This window comes from Acidiferrobacteraceae bacterium (assembly GCA_037388825.1).
Taxonomy (GTDB): domain Bacteria; phylum Pseudomonadota; class Gammaproteobacteria; order Acidiferrobacterales; family JAJDNE01; genus JARRJV01.
The window spans coordinates 1-19874 of record JARRJV010000018.1; the positions used below are offsets into that span (position 1 = coordinate 1).

25 protein-coding genes and 1 pseudogene are annotated in these 19874 nt (G+C 60.8%); all 26 read left to right on the top strand.

Going from position 1 to position 19874, the window contains the following annotated elements:
* Positions 1-146 precede the first annotated feature (146 nt).
* Positions 147-650 carry a DUF3305 domain-containing protein gene (locus P8X48_04695; protein MEJ2106616.1) on the top strand — a complete coding sequence of 168 codons (504 nt, stop codon included), beginning with the start codon at positions 147-149 and terminating at the stop codon, positions 648-650.
* On the top strand, positions 647-1213 hold the full coding sequence (locus tag P8X48_04700) for a DUF3306 domain-containing protein (GenBank protein MEJ2106617.1): 567 nt from the start codon (positions 647-649) through the stop codon (positions 1211-1213). The genes P8X48_04695 and P8X48_04700 overlap by 4 nt, the downstream gene beginning before the upstream one ends.
* Positions 1210-2907, top strand: coding sequence for a 4Fe-4S binding protein (locus P8X48_04705; protein ID MEJ2106618.1), 1698 nt, complete (start codon positions 1210-1212; stop codon positions 2905-2907). Before P8X48_04700 ends, P8X48_04705 begins: the two co-directional genes overlap by 4 nt.
* A 177-nt stretch (positions 2908-3084) precedes the next feature.
* Positions 3085-3729 (top strand): molecular chaperone TorD family protein, encoded by a 645-nt coding sequence (locus tag P8X48_04710; GenBank protein ID MEJ2106619.1) that lies wholly within the window; start codon positions 3085-3087, stop codon positions 3727-3729.
* A 62-nt stretch (positions 3730-3791) separates the two neighbouring features.
* Entirely contained in the window at positions 3792-4007 is a 216-nt protein-coding gene (locus P8X48_04715; protein ID MEJ2106620.1) for a hypothetical protein, read from the top strand.
* Positions 4008-4067: 60 nt separating this feature from the next.
* Positions 4068-6989, top strand: coding sequence for a formate dehydrogenase subunit alpha (locus P8X48_04720; protein ID MEJ2106621.1), 2922 nt, complete (start codon positions 4068-4070; stop codon positions 6987-6989).
* A 20-nt stretch (positions 6990-7009) separates the two neighbouring features.
* The gene (fdh3B, locus tag P8X48_04725; protein MEJ2106622.1) at positions 7010-7594 is read left to right on the top strand and encodes a formate dehydrogenase FDH3 subunit beta; all 585 of its coding nucleotides are present in this window, start codon (positions 7010-7012) and stop codon (positions 7592-7594) included.
* Entirely contained in the window at positions 7591-7833 is a 243-nt protein-coding gene (locus tag P8X48_04730) for a hypothetical protein (protein ID MEJ2106623.1), read from the top strand. The genes fdh3B and P8X48_04730 overlap by 4 nt, the downstream gene beginning before the upstream one ends.
* Positions 7834-7884: 51 nt before the next feature.
* Positions 7885-8070, top strand: a complete 186-nt coding sequence (locus P8X48_04735) for a hypothetical protein (protein MEJ2106624.1) — start codon at positions 7885-7887, stop codon at positions 8068-8070.
* 8 nt (positions 8071-8078) lie between these two features.
* On the top strand, positions 8079-9176 hold the full coding sequence (locus P8X48_04740; protein ID MEJ2106625.1) for a formate dehydrogenase subunit gamma: 1098 nt from the start codon (positions 8079-8081) through the stop codon (positions 9174-9176).
* A 42-nt stretch (positions 9177-9218) separates the two neighbouring features.
* A complete protein-coding gene (locus P8X48_04745) occupies positions 9219-9452 on the top strand; it encodes a MoaD/ThiS family protein (protein ID MEJ2106626.1) in 234 nt (77 codons plus the stop codon).
* A gap of 1 nt (position 9453) precedes the next feature.
* Entirely contained in the window at positions 9454-9915 is a 462-nt protein-coding gene (locus P8X48_04750) for a molybdenum cofactor biosynthesis protein MoaE (GenBank protein ID MEJ2106627.1), read from the top strand.
* Positions 9916-10052: 137 nt separating this feature from the next.
* Entirely contained in the window at positions 10053-11411 is a 1359-nt protein-coding gene (locus tag P8X48_04755; protein ID MEJ2106628.1) for a sigma 54-interacting transcriptional regulator, read from the top strand.
* A 285-nt stretch (positions 11412-11696) separates the two neighbouring features.
* On the top strand, positions 11697-12095 hold the full coding sequence (locus P8X48_04760) for a DsrE family protein (GenBank protein MEJ2106629.1): 399 nt from the start codon (positions 11697-11699) through the stop codon (positions 12093-12095).
* Positions 12096-12118: 23 nt separating this feature from the next.
* A complete protein-coding gene (locus P8X48_04765; protein MEJ2106630.1) occupies positions 12119-12349 on the top strand; it encodes a sulfurtransferase TusA family protein in 231 nt (76 codons plus the stop codon).
* A 92-nt stretch (positions 12350-12441) separates the two neighbouring features.
* Positions 12442-13581, top strand: coding sequence for an FAD/NAD(P)-binding oxidoreductase (locus tag P8X48_04770; protein ID MEJ2106631.1), 1140 nt, complete (start codon positions 12442-12444; stop codon positions 13579-13581).
* A 9-nt stretch (positions 13582-13590) separates the two neighbouring features.
* Entirely contained in the window at positions 13591-14100 is a 510-nt protein-coding gene (locus tag P8X48_04775) for a hypothetical protein (protein MEJ2106632.1), read from the top strand.
* A gap of 139 nt (positions 14101-14239) precedes the next feature.
* Positions 14240-15454: an efflux RND transporter periplasmic adaptor subunit gene (locus P8X48_04780; protein ID MEJ2106633.1), complete on the top strand. Its 1215-nt coding sequence runs from the start codon at positions 14240-14242 to the stop codon at positions 15452-15454.
* Positions 15451-16173, top strand: a complete 723-nt coding sequence (locus tag P8X48_04785; GenBank protein ID MEJ2106634.1) for an ABC transporter ATP-binding protein — start codon at positions 15451-15453, stop codon at positions 16171-16173. The genes P8X48_04780 and P8X48_04785 overlap by 4 nt, the downstream gene beginning before the upstream one ends.
* Before the next feature lie 50 nt (positions 16174-16223).
* Positions 16224-16784: pseudogene (locus tag P8X48_04790) on the top strand (ABC transporter permease).
* A 183-nt stretch (positions 16785-16967) separates the two neighbouring features.
* The gene (locus tag P8X48_04795) at positions 16968-17282 is read left to right on the top strand and encodes an FtsX-like permease family protein (GenBank protein MEJ2106635.1); all 315 of its coding nucleotides are present in this window, start codon (positions 16968-16970) and stop codon (positions 17280-17282) included.
* Between the two features lie 122 nt (positions 17283-17404).
* Positions 17405-18313, top strand: a complete 909-nt coding sequence (locus P8X48_04800; protein MEJ2106636.1) for a mechanosensitive ion channel family protein — start codon at positions 17405-17407, stop codon at positions 18311-18313.
* Positions 18314-18320: 7 nt separating this feature from the next.
* Positions 18321-18659 (top strand): hypothetical protein, encoded by a 339-nt coding sequence (locus P8X48_04805; protein MEJ2106637.1) that lies wholly within the window; start codon positions 18321-18323, stop codon positions 18657-18659.
* Positions 18660-18690: 31 nt separating this feature from the next.
* Positions 18691-18972 carry a DUF202 domain-containing protein gene (locus tag P8X48_04810; GenBank protein ID MEJ2106638.1) on the top strand — a complete coding sequence of 94 codons (282 nt, stop codon included), beginning with the start codon at positions 18691-18693 and terminating at the stop codon, positions 18970-18972.
* A gap of 46 nt (positions 18973-19018) precedes the next feature.
* Positions 19019-19444, top strand: a complete 426-nt coding sequence (locus P8X48_04815) for an MAPEG family protein (protein ID MEJ2106639.1) — start codon at positions 19019-19021, stop codon at positions 19442-19444.
* A 116-nt stretch (positions 19445-19560) separates the two neighbouring features.
* Positions 19561-19758 (top strand): hypothetical protein, encoded by a 198-nt coding sequence (locus P8X48_04820; GenBank protein ID MEJ2106640.1) that lies wholly within the window; start codon positions 19561-19563, stop codon positions 19756-19758.
* The last annotated feature ends 116 nt before the right edge of the window (positions 19759-19874 follow it).

Genomic DNA, 19874 nt, shown 5'->3' on the forward strand with positions numbered 1-19874 from the left:
CTGAGCAATATTGTCCCAGCGACGGCGGTGTCGGGTCGGCTCCAGCCGTGATTCGGCAGGGAAACCGAGCGAATATCCCGTGGTACGTAAATTGCTGTTTCATGGGCGAGCAGAATTCGTCCCGTACTACAACCGGGCATATCCGTATGAACCAGACAAGCGGCAGCGAGCGGGAGAGCTTTCCCGTTTCGGTGATCCTCGAGCGGCGCGAGATCGAACGCGGCCCGCTGACCGTGCCCCAGTGGGGAATTGTGGGTGTGGTGGCGGGCGATGAAGTCGCGGCGTCGGGCCCGCGGTGTACGATCGTCCATTCCGACTCCGAACGGACGGAGTACCTGTGGCCCGGTTTTCAGGTAGTGCTGTACAAGGATTGCGCCGACAGCTACTGGTACAACCTTACCGCGGCCGCGCCCTCTCTGTTCGTCATTTGCCATGAAGACGATGAATGCGAGTTGGCCCCGGTTCTGGTGAGTGCGAACTACGACGAGGCCGGGGCCTACATGGAGGCGGACGACCTTGTGTTGTCTGCGCCCATGCCGCCGGAGGTATACCAGTGGATCGAGCGCTACGTGGTCGAGAACTACGTTCCGCAGGCGCCGCGCAAACGGAAACGGGAACGATGGGCCATGAAGGAAAAGGGTGCACCATGAAGGACCATGGACAAAAGTCCCGGCCAACGGACGAACGCGGACCGCGCACGGACACCGCGAGCAACGGCCCGCTGGCCCGCTGGTCCCGACGCAAGGCGATGTCGCGGGCCCGGGCGGCGGGTCCCGCGACACAGGTCCAATCGCCGCACCCGCCATCCGATGAGGTCGCGAGTTCCGCGCCTTTGCCTTCGGACGCCGACATGCCGCCCGTGGAACAACTGGATGAACGGAGTGACTACGCCAGATTCCTTTCCCCAAGGGTGAGCGAGCGTCTACGGCGCCAGGCCCTGCGAAAACTATTTCATCTGCCACAGTTCAATCTCCCCGACGGACTCGACGACTATGCCGAGGACTACACGAAGTTCGCTCCGCTGGGCGATGCCTTGACCGCGGAATTGCGTTTGCAGAAGGAGCGCGTGCAAAAGCGCATGCGCGAGAGGCCTGCCCCGGCCAACCCGGAACCGGAGTCGGCGGCCGGGCAGCCGAATGGCGGCGCCAAGGTCGGATCGCCAGAGGATACTGCAGATGACACCGCCAGTGGCGACGGGGAGACGGCCGTATGAGTTCGATTGTGGAAAATTCGTCGGCGGTGCAGTCGGGCAATGCGCGCGCACGTTCCCTCGCCCTGGAAAAAGTCCGTTCGCTGGGCGCCACGGCCACATCGCCCGTCGACTATCATTCCGCCGGTCGTCTACTGATTCTTGGGGATGCATCCCGGGCGGTGCCGCTCGCCAAGCGCCTGCGCGAATCCCTGCAATGCACCTACCTGAACTCGCACGAGCCGGAGGCGGAGGGTGTCATCGTGCACGGCGATGCCGACGGGATTCGGGTGGTGGTTGCCGATCTGACCGGGCTGGACGGCTACCTGGGTGCATTCACGGCGACCGTGCGTGAACGGGAACAGGAAGCGAATCTCGCACAGTTACTCGGTGCGGGTGATGAATATTTCGACCTGGTACTGGATCTCGGTATGCCGCCACGTGTCGACCGGGAGATTCTCCCCCCAGGGTACTTTGCGCCCGGCGAAGACGAGGCCGCCGTCACGCGCGCCGTGGAAGATCTGCCCGGCCTGATCGGCGAGTTCGAGAAGCCAAAATATTTCCAGTACAACCCGGATATCTGTGCCCACGGCGCCAGCGGCATGGAGGCCTGCAGCCGCTGCCTCGATGCCTGTCCGACGGAGGCGATTGCGTCTGTCGGCGACAGGGTTGCTGTCGATCCCTACCTGTGCCAGGGCGGCGGCAGTTGCGCCACCGTTTGTCCTTCCGGTGCCATGAGTTTCACCTATCCGGCCGTCCGAGACCTGTTGGAGAAGGTTCGCGCGGTGTCGCGACACTTCCATGAGGCGGGCGGACGCGATCCCGTCATCCTGTTCCACGATCCCACGACCGCACGATCTTTGCCGGACGACGTGGGCCGAGTTCCCGGTCACATCATCCCGATCGAGGTGGAGGAGATCGGTGCCGTGGGCATAGACGCCTGGCTGGCCTCGCTTGCCTATGGATTCTGTCAGGTCTTGTTGTTGGTGCCACCGGCGATTCCACCACGGATACGCCATGCCTTGCAGGAACAGATGCTTTACGCCGGTGCGGTTCTGGAAGGCATCGGGTATTCCGCCAACCGCATCCGCCTGGTCGAGTCGCCGGTTGATAAAGACTTGTTGGCGCAATTGCAAAGCCTGACACCGGAACCCGGCATCCAGCCGGCAAGCTTCGCGCCTATGGATGAGAAACGAACCATCCTGCGTCTGGCGATCGATCATCTTTACCGGCATGCGCCCGCCCCGGTTTCCGTGGCTCCGGTACCGGCGGGCGCTTCTTTCGGAGAGATACTGGTGGACCAGGATGCGTGCACCTTGTGCATGGCCTGTGTCGGTGTCTGTCCAACCATGGCACTTTCCGATGGTCACGATGTACCCCAATTGCGTTTTGACGAATGGAACTGTGTGCAATGCGGCTTGTGCGAGAGTGCCTGCCCGGAAGAGGCGATCACGCGCAATCCGCGATTCATCTACGACCCGGAGTTGCGTCGCCGTACCCGGGTGCTGAACGAAGACGAGCCATTCTTCTGTGTGTCATGCGGCAAGCCTTTTGCCACGCGCAGCGTCATGGACAAGATGGCGAAGAAACTGAAGGATCACTACATGTTCCAGACGTTGGAAGCGAAGCGACGCATGCGCATGTGCGAGGACTGCCGGGTACGCGATCTGTTCCGGAAGGAAGCCGGGGGAGCAGGTCCGAAGCTGGGGGCACATTGACGCGGGACAGAATGGTCCCCGGTGCGACATTCTGACGCAGCACATCTTTCGGTGCACCCCGGACGGCGGTGCGAGCAACCATAACCCTCCCTCATTTCCGCTCTATTTCCGATTTCTGTGGCCTGGTTCTTGCTCCCTTTTGGCCATCGTTCATACGCAGGACAGGTGCGCGCAACGATGGAAACGCAAGGCGATCTCGCTAAGTCGGCCACTGAATACAGTCCGGCGCCGCAGACAGAAGGTGGTGACGACACCATGCGCGCGAACATGTACCGCCTGCTCGCAACATTGACATCGGCACCCGCCGCGGCGGAATTGCTCGAACGGCTGCGTCGAATCGCTGGCGAGGGAGTCTCGGGCAACGAAGACATGGGCACTGCATGGCGAACCCTCGGTCTCGCGAGTGCCCACGCCACGGTGGCGTCCGTTGACGACGAATACCACGATCTTTTTGTCGGCATTGGCCGTGGCGAAATCGTTCCCTATGGGTCCTGGTATCAAACCGGCTTTCTCATGGACCGGCCGCTTGCCTTTCTGCGCCGCGACCTTGCGATGCTCGGGATCCTGCGCCAGGACGGCAACCATGAACCCGAAGACCACATCAGTGCCCTGTGTGAAACCATGAGTCTGATGGCGGACGAAGATACCGGTTTCGCCATCAACGTACAGCGTAGATTTTTCCATGATCATCTGGAACCCTGGGTGGGCCGATTCTTCGCAGACATGCAGCGCGCGAAATCGGCCCGCTTCTATGCTGCGGTCGGCCAGTTGGGCGAACGGTTTTTCGATATCGAGCGGCGCTACCTTGAGATGCTGGCCTGAGCAAGGCACGGCCGGTGCGGATGGCGCCACCAAATCCATATAGCTCCGAGGAGGACGGCAACATGAAGACAAGATCAGGACACCGTAGCTTTGGCCGTCGGCAATTCCTGACTAATGGCATCGCCGCCATCGCGGGTGCCACCGCCCTCGCGTTGTTCAGCCGCGAAGATCCCGTGCGGGTAGTGGATGCATCCACGGCCGCCCCGGCACCGCCCTCGAACCAGGGATACCGGGTAACCCCGCACGTTCGGCACTACTACGAAAAGGCGCGATTCTAGAGCGTGGCCACCGATTCATAGGGCGACCGCGGAAAATTCGACGGAACAGGAGAAGACGCGATGAAGTTGATCAAGAAAGATGGAGCGGCCACGGCCCGCACAACGGGCGAATCCGGTCATCTGTTTGGCGAGATCATCGATCGACGCGCGTTTCTGAAGCGCTCGGGTCTTGCCGTTGGCGGGGCAGCACTGTCTACGGCCTTGCCGGTGGCAATGATGCGACGCGCGGAAGCGGAAGAAATGAATGCACCAAAGGCCGGGGTCAAGACCGAGGTCCGGCATTCGGTATGCACCCATTGTTCCGTCGGGTGCGGTGTTGTTGCCGAAATCCAGAACGGGGTGTGGACCGGCCAGGAGCCGGATTTCGATTCCCCGTTCAACCTTGGTGCCCACTGCGCCAAGGGCGCGTCGGTGCGTGAGCACGGATTCGGCGACAAGCGGATCAAATATCCGATGAAGTTGGTGGACGGCAAGTGGAAGCGCATCAGTTGGGACGACGCCATCAAGGAGATCGGTGACAAACTTTTGGATATCCGCAAGAAATCGGGACCCGATTCCTTGTGGATGGCCGGTTCCTCCAAGGCGAGCAACGAAGGCTCCTATCTGCAACGCAAGTTCGCAGCTTTCTGGGGGTCCAACAACATCGATCACCAGGCGCGCATCTGTCATTCGACCACGGTCGCCGGGGTGGCCAACACCTGGGGCTACGGCGCGATGACCAACTCGTTCAATGACATCCACAACGCCAAGTCCATGATCTTCATCGGCAGCAACGCCGCCGAGGCCCACCCGGTCGGTATGCAGCACATCCTGCGTGGTAAGGAGAACGGAGGCAAGGTGATCGTCGTTGATCCACGCTTCACGCGCACTGCGGCGCACGCGGATCAGTACATCCGCATCCGCCCGGGTACGGACGTGCCTTTCACCTGGGGCATTCTGTACCACATCTTCAAGAACGGCTGGCAGGACAAGAAGTACATCCGTGAGCGTGTCTACGGCATGGACGAAATCCAGGCCGAAGTGGCGAAATGGTCGCCGGACGTGATTGAGAACGTGGTCGGTGTTCCGGAAAAGGAAATGTACCAGGCGGCGAAGACCCTGGCCGAAAACCGGCCGGGAACGCTGGTGTGGTGTATGGGCGGTACGCAGCACCACATCGGCAACAACAATACGCGCGCTTACTGCATCCTGCAGCTGGCCCTGGGGAACATCGGGGTGACTGGTGGCGGCGCCAATATCTTCCGTGGCCACGACAACGTGCAGGGGGCAACGGACATTGGTCCCAACTGTCACACGCTGCCCGGATACTACGGCCTGTCCGAAGGCGCATGGAAGCACTGGGCGCGGGTATGGGACGTGGACTACGAATACCTGAAGGGTCGTTTCGACATGTCGCGCAAATACGATGCCGGCGGCGGAAAGATGGCCTACACCATGAATATTCCCGGCATGCCGGTATCGCGCTGGTTTGATGGCATCATGGAGGACACAAAGCACCTGCAGCAAAAGGATAATGTCCACGCGATTCTGTTCCAGGGTCATGCCATCAACAGCCAGACCCGTGCCCCGGATCAGAAGGCGGCGCTGGAGAAGGTCGACCTGGTCGTTGTTTCCGATCCGTACCCGACCGTTCTCAGTGTGCTCAGCGACCGCAAGAACGACACCTACCTGCTTCCCACGTGCACGCAGTTTGAGCAGTCCGGTTCGGTTACCGCGTCGAACCGTTCGCTGCAGTGGCGCGAGAAGGTGATCGACCCGCTGTTCGAGTCCAAGGTCGACGCCGAGATTCTCTATCTTCTGGCGAAGAAGCTGGGTTTTGCCGACCAGATGTTCAAGCACATCAAGGTGGAGAACAATGTACCTGTTGTCGAAGACGTGCTGCGGGAAGTGAACCGTGGCACGTGGACCATCGGCTATACCGGCCAGAGCCCGGAACGACTGAAGAAGCAGCTGGCGAACAAGCACACCTTCAACACGACAACGCTGAAGGCTGAAGGCGGACCGTGCGATGGCGAGTTCTACGGGCTGCCCTGGCCGAGCTGGGGTACGCCGGAAATGAACCATCCTGGAACCCCGATCCTGTACGACACCAGCAAACCGGTGGCGGAAGGCGGCCTCACGTTTCGCGCCCGCTTCGGCGTCGAACACAACGGGGTCAGCCTGTTGGCCAATGGCAGCTACAGCAAGGGGTCGCAGATCCGGGACGGATACCCGGAATTTACCTACGGCATCCTGCGCAAGTTGGGCTGGGACAAGGATCTGACCGCGAAGGAACTGGCGGTCATCCGCAAGATCGGCGGTGCCACTCCCGACAAGGTGAACTGGAAGGTCGATTTGTCCGGCGGCATCCAGCGGGTAGCCGTCAAGCATGGGTGCGCTCCCTTTGGCAACGCCAAGGCGCGCAGCATCGTGTGGCAGTTCCCGGATCCGGTGCCGATTCATCGCGAACCGCTCTATACCCCGCGCTACGATCTGGTCAAGAAATACCCGACCTATGCCGACCGCAAGGCGTTCTGGCGTTTGCCAACTCGCTATGCCTCCATCCAGGCCAAGGACTACTCGAAGGATTTCCCGCTGGTATTCATCAGCGGCCGCCTGACCGAATACGAAGGCGGCGGGGCAGAGACCCGGTCCAACAAGTGGCTGGCGGAGCTTCAACAGCACATGTTTGTCGAGATCAACCCCAGGGATGCGAACGACCGCAAGATCAAGGATGGGCAGATGGTATGGCTGGAGGGTCCTGAGGGCGGAAGGATTCTGATCATGGCCATGGTCACTCCGCGCGTCGCCAGTGGTGTGATCTGGACTCCGTTCCACTTCGGCGGCTGGTACGAAGGCAAGGATCTGTTCGACAAATATCCCGAGGGAACCGCCCCCTACGTCCGGGGAGAGGCGTGCAATACCGCCACTACCTACGGCTATGACTCGGTAACACAGATGCAGGAAACCAAGGCCACGCTCTGCCAGATCAAGGCGGCCTGACCGCAAAAGGAGAGAACCCTATGGCACGAATGAAATTTCTCTGCGATGCGGAACGCTGCATTGAATGCAATGGCTGCGTGACTGCATGCAAGAACGAAAACGAGGTTCCCTGGGGCGTCAATCGGCGGCGCGTTGTGACCCTGGATGACGGTGTTCCGGGGGAAAAATCCGTTTCGGTCGCGTGCATGCATTGCACCGATGCGCCCTGCGCGGCGGTCTGTCCGGTGGACTGCTTCTACACCACCGACGACGGTATCGTCCTGCACGACAAGGACCTGTGCATCGGCTGCGGCTATTGCTTCTACGCCTGCCCATTCGGTGCCCCGCAGTATCCACAGCAATCGGCCTTTGGGGTGCGCGGCAAGATGGACAAGTGCACCTTCTGCGCCGGTGGACCGGAAGCGGACAATTCCGACGCGGAGTACGAGAAGTACGGTTCCAATCGCATCGCCCAGGGCAAACTCCCCGCGTGCGCGGAGATGTGCGCCACCAAGGCCCTGCTGGCCGGTGACGGCGACATGGTCGCCGATATCTATCGCGAACGCGTGCTGAAGCGCGGCGGCCGGCCGAAGACCTGGGGCTGGGAAACGGCGTACAAGTCATGAGGACCAGGGCCACGCAATTGGGGACGGGTCCTCGCGGCGGGGGTGCGCCCTTGTTCCGCACGGCCATGCTGGCACTCCTGTGTCTGGGGCTGTCGGCATGTTACGAGTCACCGGGCGCGACGCATTTTCAGCCCGGTGTCTACAAAGGGGCATCGGATCCGTTGCTGGAAAAAGAGCGCATGCCCAAGCAACAGGAAGCATTGCGCGAGCGTTTCCGGATGGCATCGAAAGATCGCTAGGTGCGGCCTGACCCGATCGGGACGCGCAGGACGGCATAGAGAGGAATACAGATGAACGGCAAGAAGGTTAGCGGTCTGATTGCTGCGTTTCTCCTGGTCGGCGGGCTGACCGCCTGTAGCCGCGTCCGGGATCCGTGGGTCCCGAATGCGGGATACCTCAAGCAGGAGCGGCAGCGCCCGGCTCCACTCGCCATGCACCTGCGGGAGCGGGTGATGGAGACGCAGATCGATCGATAGGAGGCACGATGACCATATCCGCATCACAAGAGGGGATCGTTCGCACGCGACGGGCGGCCCGGCTGCGCACCCTGGGTCTATGGTCCTTCTTGCTGGTCATGGCCTTATCCCTGGCAGCTCCACTCGCGGTCTATGTCTCCGGCGGCCCGGTGCTGCAGGCGCAGGCGGCGGAACAGGCGAGCAATCCCCGGGCCAATTTCTGGCGCGTGGTGCGAGAGGGCCGGGCCGGGTATACCTCGGAAAGCGGTCCGTACACCACGAATACCCTGATTCAGAACGGGGGCCAGAACTGGCGCGGCCTGCGCAACGGACCGGTTGCCGGGTTCTCGCCGTGGGTGCTGGCGCTGATCGTGCTGGCCATTGGTCTGTACCACTTCATTCACGGTCCGCAACGGATCGAGGAATCCCTGTCCGGCCGGAAAATCGCCCGCTGGTCCCTGGGCGAGCGGGTAATGCACTGGTATGTGGCGACCCTGTTCGTGTTGCTGGCCCTGAGCGGGCTGAGTCTACTGTTCGGGCGCGCGGTGCTGATTCCGGTGATCGGCATACACGCATTCTCCGCCTACGCGGACTTCTCCAAGTTCATCCATAACTATCTGGGCCCGTTTTTCATCGTCGGCGTCGTGCTCGAGTTCTTTGCCTGGGTGCGATACAACATTTTCACCCGGGACGATATCGACTGGCTAAAGAGTCTGGGCGGCAACCTCGGTGGCGGCACCCATCCCCATGCCGGTCGCACCAACGGCGGCGAGAAGGTCTGGTTCTGGATCATCGCCACCATCGGCCTGATCGGGGTTTGTGTCACCGGATTGATCCTGGACTTCCCCAACTTCGGCCAGTCGCGGGAAACCATGCAGCTTTCCAGCATTCTTCATGCCGTGTTTTCGGTGATCTGGGTCGCGGTCGCCCTGGGGCACATCTATCTTGCAGTCTGGGGCGCGCCGGGCACGCTGGAGGGAATGGTGACCGGCGAGGTGAGTGAGGAATGGATGAAGAAGCACCATGACCTGTGGTACGAGCAGACGCGCGCAGGGGGCGGCGAAACCTCCAGCGCGTCATCCGGTGCAGGAAAGCCGCGTCCGGCGCCGCGCGGATCGCCGGGATAGCGAGCGTCCGCCGGGAGCGGAAAAGTTCGACGGAGGGGGTCTATGTCGTTGCAAGTGAAGTACTTCGCATCCCTGCGCGAAATGATGGGCCGCGACGGGGATACCCTCGATGATGTGGAAGTCGTATCCGTCGCCGAGATCTGGTCACGGATTGCGGGCGATCGCCCACAACCGGCGAATATGCTGGTGGCGGGGAACCAGGAGATCGCTGACCTGCGTGGCCTGGTGCGGGACGGTGACGAGGTCGCGTTCCTGCCGCCGGTCACGGGAGGTTGAGGTGACTGTACGGATCCTGTCCAACTCATTTCATCCCTGTGACGAGATGGAGCGGTATCAGGAACGGTTTCGCGGTCGTCGTGGCAGATACGGCGCGGCGGTCAGCTTCGTCGGGACGATGCGCGATTTCAACGCAGGCGCCACAGTTGAGTCCATGACCCTGGAACACTACCCGGGAATGACCGAGAAGCAGCTCCTGCGCTTGTGCGATGAGGCCCGGGCGCGTTGGCACATTGTTGACGTGCTGATCGTCCACCGAGTGGGGGTCGTTGTTCCGGGGGACCCCATCGTTCTGGTCGCAGTGTGGTCGGCCCATCGGGCGGAGGCCTTCGATGGCTGTCGCTACCTCATCGAGGAACTCAAAACCCGGGCTCCGTTCTGGAAGCGCGAGCAGATCGGCAAGACGGGGCATTGGGTGGCGCATAACACGCCACGATCGGATTCCGCTCGCAAGCTGTCCTGACCTGATTCCGCGATAGAGTCCCGCGTTCCCCCGCGGTGGACCCTCCCTGCCTATGCCCTGGCGATTGCCACCGGACGCAAACCCTGACAACATGACACCCCTGTCATTGCTGACAGGGTACGGTTGGAGGGGAGAGTATGAGCGATCACGAGACCAAACCCAGCTGCGAGCAGATCATCGATATTCTGCCTGACCCGTTTGTGGTCATTGACCGCAACTACCGCATCGTCGCGGCCAATCGTAACTACGTGGAACGCTTTGGTATGACCGCGGACGAGGTCATTGGCCAACGCTGCCACCGGGTATCCCACCATTCCGACGTACCCTGCAGCCAACACGGTGAGCACTGTCCCCTGGAAATGGTCTTCGAGTCCGGCGAACCGACCCAGGTCATGCACATCCACTACGACAAGGACGGCCGCGAGGAATACGTACAGCTGCAGGCAAACCCCATCCGCGACGAAGCGGGGGATGTGCTGTACATGGGCGAATACATCAACCCGGTGCAGCGCTACGACGATCGCGATACGATCCTTGCCGGCCGTTCGCGACCCATGCTGCGCATGATCAGCATGTTGCAGCGAGTGGCGCCGACCCAGACCACCGTGCTCCTGCTCGGTGAGAGCGGGGTCGGAAAGGAATGTGTCGCCCAGTATGTTCATCAGTATTCGGGCCGGCACACGGGTCCGTTCGTCGTGGTCGATTGCGCAAGCTTCGGTGAGACGCTGATCGAAAGCGAGTTGTTCGGTTACGAGAAAGGCGCGTTCACCGGGGCGACCTACAGGCGCAAAGGCTTGTTTGAGGCCGCCCACGGGGGCACCCTGTTCATTGACGAGGTGGGCGAGTTGCCCTTGTCGCTGCAAACCAAGCTGCTGCGGGTACTGGAAACCGGAACCGTGCGCCGGGTTGGCGGAACGGATTATATAAAAGTCGACGTGCGCGTGGTCGTGGCGACGCACCGGAATCTGCGCAAGATGGTGCAGGAAGGCGCCTTCCGGGAAGATCTGTATTATCGCCTGTCGGCGTTTCCCGTAAGCATCCCGGCGCTGCGCGATCGCAAGGACGATATCCCCTTGCTTGCCGAACACTTCCTGCACGGAATGGAGGAGGGAGTTCAATACATACCGCTGCCACCGGCGGTGATCGAGACACTGCTGGCCTATGACTATCCGGGCAACGTGCGCGAACTGCGCAATATCATTGAGCGCGCTGTTATCCTGGCAGCGGGCGGCGCGATGACGCCGGAGCACATCGTGCTGGAAGTTGGTGGTTCCATGGAGTCGGTTCCGCTGGCCGATGTTGCCCATCCGGTGGATCGCGATCCCGCCGTTCCGACGGGCGATCCGATACATCTTCTTCAGCGACGGAACATGCTTAGCGAGCAGACGGTGCTGGATGCCTTGCAGCGCGCCGGTGGACACCGGCGAGAGGCGGCACGGCTGCTCGGCGTGAGTGAGCGCACGGTCTATCGGTACATGCAAAAGCTCCGCGACTGACCGGTTTTCGCCCGGTACGCGAAGCCGGGTTCCCTTGCTTCTCGTCTGGCCATTCCTGCCACATCTGTCGTCGTTCCGTCAAAGTCTGCCATTTATGTCGCAGGCAGGCACGGCACTACGGAAATTTCACGCGGTTTCCCCCGGTTTTGTCCTGACCCGGGTATGGCAAGGACTTTGCTATCCATTTCCCCGGGAAGAAGCGTCTTGATGCCAGTCAACACGTTTTAGCCTCAATGGCTCTATAAAGGGCACTCCTGAAACACAAGTTTGTCTCAAGGGGTATGCATGACAGACAAGACCCTGTTCGTCGTCCTGTGTTCCGGCGAACACGAAAAGATACACATGGCTGCCATGATGGCGTCCGTGGCCGCGGTGTCGAATCGCAAGGTGGAGCTGTTCGTAAGCATGAACGCGATCTATGCCTTCGGTCGCGACACCGCGCCGGAAGAACGTTACCAGGGTGGCAGGTTTTCGAAACAGATGCTGGAAAAGAACGCCCCCGACACCATGACCCTGCTTGGGCAGGGCCGGATGTTGGGCGATATGAAGGCCTGGGCCTGTTCGATGGCGCTCGACGTTCTGGGCTGGACACCGGACAACCTGGTGGAAGACCTGTTTGACGGCGAGTTGGGCCTGACGAAATTCCTCTCCGACGCGGAAGAGGGTGACCTGATTGTTGTTTAGATAACAGATGCCGGGAGAACGAAATGGCTGAACGCCGCAAGATCGATGCCCGCGGGGCTTTCTGCCCCGGGCCGTTGATGGAACTGATCGCGACGTTGAAACTGTGCGAAGTCGGCGACGAGGTCGAAGTCTGGTCCTCGGATCGTGGCTCGGCCAAGGACATACCCGAGTGGGTCGCCAAGGTCGGACACGAAATGGTTTCCAACGAGGAACAGGACGGTTACTGGAGCATCGTCGTCAGGAAGGCGAAGTAGAACGAGACCGGGCAGACCGACGACCCGGCACTGAACGATATTGCGGAGGAAGAAGTAGTACACCATCACCAGATACGAGGAGGATGAGACATATGGCAACAAACATACTGATCGTCGGCGGAGGCCTTGCCGGCACCATTGTGGCAAATGGCCTTTGTCGCCAATTGTCGGAAGAAATGAAGTCGGGGCAAGTGGGCATCACCATCTTGGGCACCACTGACAAGCATATGTATCAGCCCGGTCTGCTCTACGTTCCCTTCGGTCGCATTCGTGAGACCGAACTGTTCCGTGATCAGCGCAAGGTGCTGAACCGACGCGTTGCCTTCTTTGTCGATCCGGCGAAGAACATCGACGTGGATGCCAAGCAGGTCACCACGGAATCGGGCAAGACCTTCAAGTATGACTACCTGGTCATCGCCACCGGTTCCCAGATCATGCCGCAGAACATTCCCGGCATGGAGGAAGGCGGTCACTGGTTCTACGATCTGGATGGCGCGCGCAAGATGCGCGAGGACCTGGCCAAGTTCGAGGGGGGCAAGGTCGTGGTCAACGTCAACGCCCCGCACAAGTGCCCGGTGGCGCCGCTGGAAATCACTTTCATGCTGTACGACTACTTCAAGGACAAGGGCATCCTCGACAAGTGCGAGATCACCTATACCTACCCCATCGGCCGCATTCACGCGCTCGAGCCCGTGGCCAACTGGGCGAAACCTGAGATGGACAGGCTTGGCATCAAGTACGAGACCTTCTTCAATACAAAGGAAGTCGACCCCAAGGGCAAGACCATTTCCTCCGAGGAAGGCACCTCGCTGCCGTACGATTTCCTGGTCACGATACCGCCGCACAACGGGCAGCAGGTAATCAAGGACTCCGGTCTTGGCGACGGCGGCTGGGTACCTACCAACACGAAGACGCTGCACAGGGAGGGTTCCACGGATGTCTTCGTCTGCGGCGATACGACCAATATCCCGATCTCCAAGGCCGGTTCCACCGCGCACTTCGAGGCCGACACCATCATCGACAACCTGACATCCCTTGTTCAGGAAGGTCGCATGGCGCGGGACTACGATGGCAAGGTGTTCTGCTTCGTGGAGACCGGGACCCGCACAGGGACCTATGTTTGGTTCAACTACACCACGCCGCCGAACCCCGGTCCGCCCTCGCAGATGATTCACTGGTTCAAGCTGGCCTACAACCGGCTGTACTGGTTGTCTGCACGCGGCTTGCTCTAGGAGGGAGACATGGACGATACGACTGCAACCAAAGCACCCGCGGAGATGGAACGCCTGTTCGGCGTGGTATCCGATGCCCTCACCGACGGCATGGTCGAGCGTGCGGCCACCACCTACGGCAGCGTGCTGGAGGTGGTGGACCATCTCGCCGAGCCCGACACCCTGGCGGCGGTGCACACTGTTCTCGATGAACTCACTACGCTACACCAGACGGGCGGGTTGACCTCGTTGTTCGAGATGATTCATTTCCTCAATGCGATGCGCAACGCGAGCACCGACGGCATCGTCGAACGGGGTGCAATCTTCATCGAACACATGGTCAACAACCTCGCCACCGAGGACATCGCCAACCTGGCCTCCAACGCCTCGGAGGCCATGCACGAGGCGCAGGAGGAAACCGCGAAGGTTCGCCATTCCGGCGGTGTGTTCTCTACCCTCGGTATGATCTCCAAACCGGAGACCCAGGCCTCGCTGCATTTCCTGCTGACATTTGCGCAGAAGCTGCAGGCAAAAACCTAGGCAGACTCCCCAAGGAAGACCCCCTCGGCCGACCGGACCCCATCCGGTCGGCCAATCTTTTTGCAGGTTCGACGCCCATTTACCTAGCTTTACCTGATTGACCTGTCCCTGCCCGGTTCGTGGGCATAAAATGCATTGCATGGACGAGCCTCGACCGCGCAGAATCCCGGATATCCGCCAGGTGCTGGCCGGCGGCGGCGCGACGGTGTGGAAGCAGCGGCCACCCTGGCTACTCCCCGCGGCGGCGCTGGCGATTATCCTTGTTGCCGGTGTGATCTGGTATGCCAATCGCAACGGCAGCGACTCTCAATACAAGAGTGCCGAAGTGTCCCGCGGAGATCTCACGGTGATGGTTACGGCAACGGGAACCCTGGAGCCGGTCAATCAGGTGGACGTGGGCAGCGAACTGTCCGGCACCATCCGCAGTGTCGAAGCGGATGTCAACGACCACGTGAAGCAGGGGCAGGTCCTTGCGCGCCTGGATACCGAACGGCTGAAGGCACGTGTTCACGAATCGCAGTCAGCCCTGGACGCAGCCAGGGCGAAGCTCGCGGAGAGCAAGGCAACCCTGGCCGAAAACCAGAAGAAGTACGAACGGCTCAAGGCCCTCGCCGAGAAACAGCTGTATTCCCAGCAGGAACTCGAGACGGCCCACGCGGCGAATCAGACGGACTTGTCCAAGGCCGTGATTGTCTCACCCGTGGACGGCATCGTGCTCAAGCGCAACGTGGAGCCGGGCCAAACCGTGGCTGCGTCGTTTCAGACACCGGTACTGTTTACCCTGGCTGAAGACCTGAGCAAGATGGAACTGCATGTGGACGTAGACGAGGCCGATGTCGGACAGGTGAAGGAGGGGCAGAAGGCCAGCTTCACGGTGGATGCCTATCCCGATCGCCATTTCCAGGCGCAGATTGTCAAGGTTCATTATGCGCCGAGTGTGGAGCAGGACGTGGTGACGTGTGAAGCCCTGCTCAGCGTGGACAACTCTGACCTGGTACTTCGGCCGGGAATGACCGCCACCGCCGAGATCGTGACCCGTGTTATTCACGACGCACTGCTGGTGCCTAACGGCGCATTGCGCTTCACACCGCCAGCTCCCGAGACAAAATCGCAAGGCAGTGGAATGCGTGGTCTGCTACCCCGTCCACATCGCCGGACGCCGGCGCAGCAGCAGGCGGCGAACGCCAAACCGGGCGCAAAGAAACAGCAGGTCTGGATTCTGCGCGATCACAAGCCGGTGCCGATCGCGGTCACGGTGGGCGCGACCGACGGCCGTATGACCGAAATCACCGGTGGCGAGTTGCAGGCCGGGATGAAGGTCCTCGTGGATGTAATCAAGACGTCGGACAAATGAGCGCCGATCCGCTCGAGTCACCACTAATCCAGCTCAGCGGCGTGACCAAGGTTTATGGCAGCGGGCACGCCGCCGTTCACGCCCTGCGAGGCATCGATTTGCAGGTGCGGGACGGAGAGTTCGTGGCCGTCATGGGTGCCAGCGGCTCGGGCAAGTCCACGTGCATGAACATACTCGGCTGTCTCGATACCCCGACGTCGGGAGTCTATCAGTTCCGGGACGTGGAGGTCGGGACGCTAAATCGCGATCAGCGTGCGCTTCTGAGGCGCAATTTCATTGGCTTCATCTTTCAGACGTATAACCTGCTTGCACGTACCACCGCACTGGAGAACGTGGAATTACCACTGGTCTATCGCGGTGTTTCGCCGACGGAAAGGCACCGGCTGGCGCAAGAGGCCCTGGAGTCCGTGGGACTGGGGAACTGGATCCATCACAAACCCAACGAGCTATCCGGGGGACAGCAGCAGCGAGTGGCCATTGCCCGCGCCATCGTGACCGATCCCCTGTTGTTGCTTGCGGATGAGCCCACGGGAAATCTGGATTCGACCAACAGCAACGAGATCATGAAGCTGTTAACCGGCTTCAACCGGGATCGTGGTCTGACCATCGTTATGGTTACTCATGAAAAGGACGTCGCCGCCTACGCCCAACGGATCGTGCACTTTCACGACGGCCACATCGCCTCCGACAGCCTCAAGGCACCCGGGGAGGTGCGCTGATGTTTGGCAATATCCTCTTGCTGGCCTTCCGCGAATTGCGCCGCAACGTGATGCGGTCCGCCCTGACCATCCTGGGAATTGTCATTGGCGTGGCGGCGGTCATTGTTATGGTGACTCTGGGCCGCGGTACGACACGACAGGTGGCGGCGGAGATCGCCAGCCTGGGCAGCAATCAGTTGCAGGTGCGTCCCGGTGAGCGCTCTCGTCCGGGCGGCGTGCATGCCACCGCGGAACAGTTTGTACTTGCGGACGCGGAGGCGATCGAACGGGATATCGCCGGGATTCGGGCCGTGGCGCCGATCGCGTCCACAACCCTGCTTGCAGTATACGGGAATGCCAACTGAAAGCTGGTCTGCGTCATCGGCAAGACCGTGCGGGAAAATCTCTTCGGTGGGCAGAATCCCCTGGACGCCTCGATTCGTCTCGGCAAGCTTTCGTGTGAGGTGGTCGGTGTTCTGTCGGCCAAGGGGCAGAGCACCTTCGGTCAGGATCAGGATGATCTTGTGGTGGTGCCGATCCGGGGATTTCAGCGGCGCATCGCCGGCAACCGGGATGTGAACACCATTTACATCACAGCGCAGTCCGGGGGTCTGATCCCCAAGGTGAAACAGGATGTTGAGGCGCTGATGCGTCAACGGCGGCACATCAAGTCCGGAGAAGAGGATGACTTCTATGTGCGGGATATCCAGGAGATTGCGGAGCGCGTGACCAGCACCACCGAAACCCTGACCGCACTGCTGGGTGCGGTTGCGGCCGTGAGCCTGCTGGTTGGCGGTATCGGCATCATGAACATTATGTTGGTATCAGTAACCGAACGAACCCGTGAAATCGGCATTCGGCTCGCCATCGGTGCCCTGGAGAGGGACGTGCTTCGCCAGTTTCTGGTCGAGGCAGTGGTCCTGGCCAGTATCGGCGGAATCACGGGAATTGTCCTTGGCCTTACCGGCAGTGCCGTGGCTTCACCCATGCTGGGCGTCCCATTCGTCTTCGATCCGATGATTACCCTCGTCGCCTTTCTGTTCTCGGCCGGCGTCGGCGTTGTCTTCGGCTATTTTCCGGCGCGCAAGGCGGCGCGCCTGAATCCCATCGACGCCCTGCGGCACGAGTAGGCCCGGTAGCGGGGTGTCTGGACGCGTTTGCCGGGTTCATCCGGTCCTGACACGACACGACCGCGGCAGTCCGTTAGAATCGTTGCGAACCCTACGAACAGATAAGGCGCGCAGGAGGACACATGCAGAAGATATTGGTCCGCTATATCGAGAACATCAACTGGGAAAACGTGATGCTGACCAGTTTCCGTATCCTCCTCGTGCTGGTCCTGCTGTGGATTGCCATGGGCGTGGCCAAAATCCTGCTCAAGCGCCTGAAGAAACTGCTCGTGTCCCGGGGTCAGGCGGGCGAGGAGCTGGCGAGCGAGACCGAGAAACGTGCCGAGACCCTGGTGCGCCTGCTGCAACGAGGTGTGGCCATCATGCTCTGGGTCGTTGGTGGCCTGGTGGTATTGCGCGAACTGGGGGTGGAGATTGGGCCGGTACTGGCCAGTGCCGGGATCGCCGGCCTGGCAGTGGGTTTCGGCGCCCAGAATCTCGTGCGCGACGTGATCTCGGGGTTCTTCGTGATCCTGGAGAACCAGGTTCGTGTCGGTGACGTCGCCGTGGTCAACGGAACCGGCGGCCTGGTGGAGGCGGTGAACTTCCGCACCATCGTCCTGCGCGATCTTTCTGGCGTGGTGCACGTATTCCCCAACGGTGAGGTGAAGACCCTTGCAAACGTGACGCGCGAATGGTCGGCCTATGTCTTCGATATCGGGATCGCCTACAAGGAAGATGTCGATCAGGTTATGGAGCTGATGCGCAAGGTCGGTGCGGAGTTGCGGCAGGACGAACAGTTCGGGCCAATGATGGTGGAGGATGTCGAGGTCTTCGGCGTCGACGACTTCGCCGATTCGGCGGTGATCATCAAGGGCCGCCTGCGCACGAAGCCGATCAAGCAATGGGACGTTGGCCGCGAATACCGTCGCCGGCTGAAGCATGCCTTCGATGAGGCCGGGATCGAGATCCCGTTCCCGCATCGCTCAATCTATTTCGGCGAGGAGAGCAAGCCCATTCTTGCCGAGCTGGTCAACCGGAAGTCGACGTAAGCGGAACATGGCACGATTTGGCGTGGCACTGGCGGCTTGGGGCACGGACCGGTTCACGGACGCGCTGCGCGATGAAATTGAGAAACTTGGGCCCGAGCAATTGCCGCTGCAACAGGGTCTGCGAGCCACGAGCCAAGTCAGCAACAAACCCATTCAGGCGACCGTTCTGGACATTGTGGAGGAACCAGGTCTTGTACGGGCACGCGCCGGTATTTTCTATTCGGGCATCATAGCCGGTTGTAGCTGTGCCGACGATCCAACACCCGTGCCGGAAACACCCGAGTACTGCGAGGTGTTGCTGAAGATCGACAAACGTACGGGCGATACGCTGATCGCATTGGTGTAGGGAAGGGTTGCGGGGGCGACCGGGAGGTTGGATGGAACAGGCACCGACGGAAACCACTTATATGCGGGACAAGATGGCGCGCATTCGCACGCTGCTGGCCAATGAGCGAACCTTGTTGGCCTATGCCCGCACAGCCATCATGCTGGCAGCCTCCGGCGTCACCCTGATCAAACTCCTCTACCACGAGGCGGGATTCCGGTATCTTGGGTTTGCGCTGGTCGCTGCATCGCTTGTGGTTATGGTGCTCGGCTATATGCGCTTCCGCAAGATGGATGTGCATATTCGTGAGCCGGGTTCAATCGACTGGCCCTAGCTCGAAGCCAGAGGGAACAAGAACAACAAGAGAGGAAGCGATAAGGATGAAGCAGGAGTGGATCTTCGTGCCCATGCTGGCACAGGTGCTGCTGACCGCGCTGGTTTGGGCCTGGATGAACATCACGCGCGTCAGCGCCATGCTCGCCCGCGGGATCGAACCCCAACAACTGGCCAGTCGCGAACAACACTCTGTGATCGCGGGCGTCGCCGGGCCCTCGGATAATCTGCAGAACCTGTTTGAAGTTCCGGTGTTGTTCTTCACCGGCGTACTGGCTGCCTACGTGACCGCATTGGCGGACGATCGACTGCTGGTACTGGCCTGGCTATACGTAGGCCTGCGCTGGCTGCACAGCGTGATCCACATCAGCTACCACCGGGTGACGCACCGCTATGGAGTGCATGTGCTTTCCACCCTGGTGCTGTGGGGCTTCTGGACGGTGTTGGCCGCGCGGATTCTCTACCGGCTGTAGTGGGTCAGGGCGTCGCGAAAAAGTGGCGAAAAGACAGGATCTTCTGTCAAAAAAGTTTCATCTTGGCCGGGTACCTTTTTGTCACAAGGAACCGAGACAAAAGGTACAGAACTGCTATGGCCAGATATTCCCTGCATTCCATCCTCACGAACAAGGACATTACCGTCGAGGATCTTCAGGACCAGATCGCGTTTCTGGAGGGTCGCCTGCGCACCATGGCCGACGGTGACAGCGCCTACGAAAAACTCCTCATCCGCTACTATGGCGATATGCTGCTGGATCGCAAGGCGCTGCTTCGTGGCTTGAGTGCATAGCCAGCACGGCCAGGAATCCAATCAGAATCCGAAGACTGCCGCGGGCAGGACGGGCTCCAACCCGGACCCCTATGCCGTGGCGCTGTGCTGCTCCATTGAGTGGGGGGCGAGATCCG

What these genes read in the sequence shown, in the direction of transcription:
- P8X48_04695 (MEJ2106616.1), top strand. Translation starts at nt 147, where the DNA reads ATGAACCAGACAAGCGGCAGCGAGCGGGAGAGCTTTCCCGTTTCGGTG.
- P8X48_04700 (MEJ2106617.1), top strand. Translation starts at nt 647, where the DNA reads ATGAAGGACCATGGACAAAAGTCCCGGCCAACGGACGAACGCGGACCG.
- P8X48_04705 (MEJ2106618.1), top strand. Translation starts at nt 1,210, where the DNA reads ATGAGTTCGATTGTGGAAAATTCGTCGGCGGTGCAGTCGGGCAATGCG.
- P8X48_04710 (MEJ2106619.1), top strand. Translation starts at nt 3,085, where the DNA reads ATGGAAACGCAAGGCGATCTCGCTAAGTCGGCCACTGAATACAGTCCG.
- P8X48_04715 (MEJ2106620.1), top strand. Translation starts at nt 3,792, where the DNA reads ATGAAGACAAGATCAGGACACCGTAGCTTTGGCCGTCGGCAATTCCTG.
- P8X48_04720 (MEJ2106621.1), top strand. Translation starts at nt 4,068, where the DNA reads ATGAAGTTGATCAAGAAAGATGGAGCGGCCACGGCCCGCACAACGGGC.
- fdh3B (MEJ2106622.1), top strand. Translation starts at nt 7,010, where the DNA reads ATGGCACGAATGAAATTTCTCTGCGATGCGGAACGCTGCATTGAATGC.
- P8X48_04730 (MEJ2106623.1), top strand. Translation starts at nt 7,591, where the DNA reads ATGAGGACCAGGGCCACGCAATTGGGGACGGGTCCTCGCGGCGGGGGT.
- P8X48_04735 (MEJ2106624.1), top strand. Translation starts at nt 7,885, where the DNA reads ATGAACGGCAAGAAGGTTAGCGGTCTGATTGCTGCGTTTCTCCTGGTC.
- P8X48_04740 (MEJ2106625.1), top strand. Translation starts at nt 8,079, where the DNA reads ATGACCATATCCGCATCACAAGAGGGGATCGTTCGCACGCGACGGGCG.
- P8X48_04745 (MEJ2106626.1), top strand. Translation starts at nt 9,219, where the DNA reads ATGTCGTTGCAAGTGAAGTACTTCGCATCCCTGCGCGAAATGATGGGC.
- P8X48_04755 (MEJ2106628.1), top strand. Translation starts at nt 10,053, where the DNA reads ATGAGCGATCACGAGACCAAACCCAGCTGCGAGCAGATCATCGATATT.
- P8X48_04760 (MEJ2106629.1), top strand. Translation starts at nt 11,697, where the DNA reads ATGACAGACAAGACCCTGTTCGTCGTCCTGTGTTCCGGCGAACACGAA.
- P8X48_04765 (MEJ2106630.1), top strand. Translation starts at nt 12,119, where the DNA reads ATGGCTGAACGCCGCAAGATCGATGCCCGCGGGGCTTTCTGCCCCGGG.
- P8X48_04770 (MEJ2106631.1), top strand. Translation starts at nt 12,442, where the DNA reads ATGGCAACAAACATACTGATCGTCGGCGGAGGCCTTGCCGGCACCATT.
- P8X48_04775 (MEJ2106632.1), top strand. Translation starts at nt 13,591, where the DNA reads ATGGACGATACGACTGCAACCAAAGCACCCGCGGAGATGGAACGCCTG.
- P8X48_04780 (MEJ2106633.1), top strand. Translation starts at nt 14,240, where the DNA reads ATGGACGAGCCTCGACCGCGCAGAATCCCGGATATCCGCCAGGTGCTG.
- P8X48_04785 (MEJ2106634.1), top strand. Translation starts at nt 15,451, where the DNA reads ATGAGCGCCGATCCGCTCGAGTCACCACTAATCCAGCTCAGCGGCGTG.
- P8X48_04795 (MEJ2106635.1), top strand. Translation starts at nt 16,968, where the DNA reads ATGTTGGTATCAGTAACCGAACGAACCCGTGAAATCGGCATTCGGCTC.
- P8X48_04800 (MEJ2106636.1), top strand. Translation starts at nt 17,405, where the DNA reads ATGCAGAAGATATTGGTCCGCTATATCGAGAACATCAACTGGGAAAAC.
- P8X48_04805 (MEJ2106637.1), top strand. Translation starts at nt 18,321, where the DNA reads ATGGCACGATTTGGCGTGGCACTGGCGGCTTGGGGCACGGACCGGTTC.
- P8X48_04810 (MEJ2106638.1), top strand. Translation starts at nt 18,691, where the DNA reads ATGGAACAGGCACCGACGGAAACCACTTATATGCGGGACAAGATGGCG.
- P8X48_04815 (MEJ2106639.1), top strand. Translation starts at nt 19,019, where the DNA reads ATGAAGCAGGAGTGGATCTTCGTGCCCATGCTGGCACAGGTGCTGCTG.
- P8X48_04820 (MEJ2106640.1), top strand. Translation starts at nt 19,561, where the DNA reads ATGGCCAGATATTCCCTGCATTCCATCCTCACGAACAAGGACATTACC.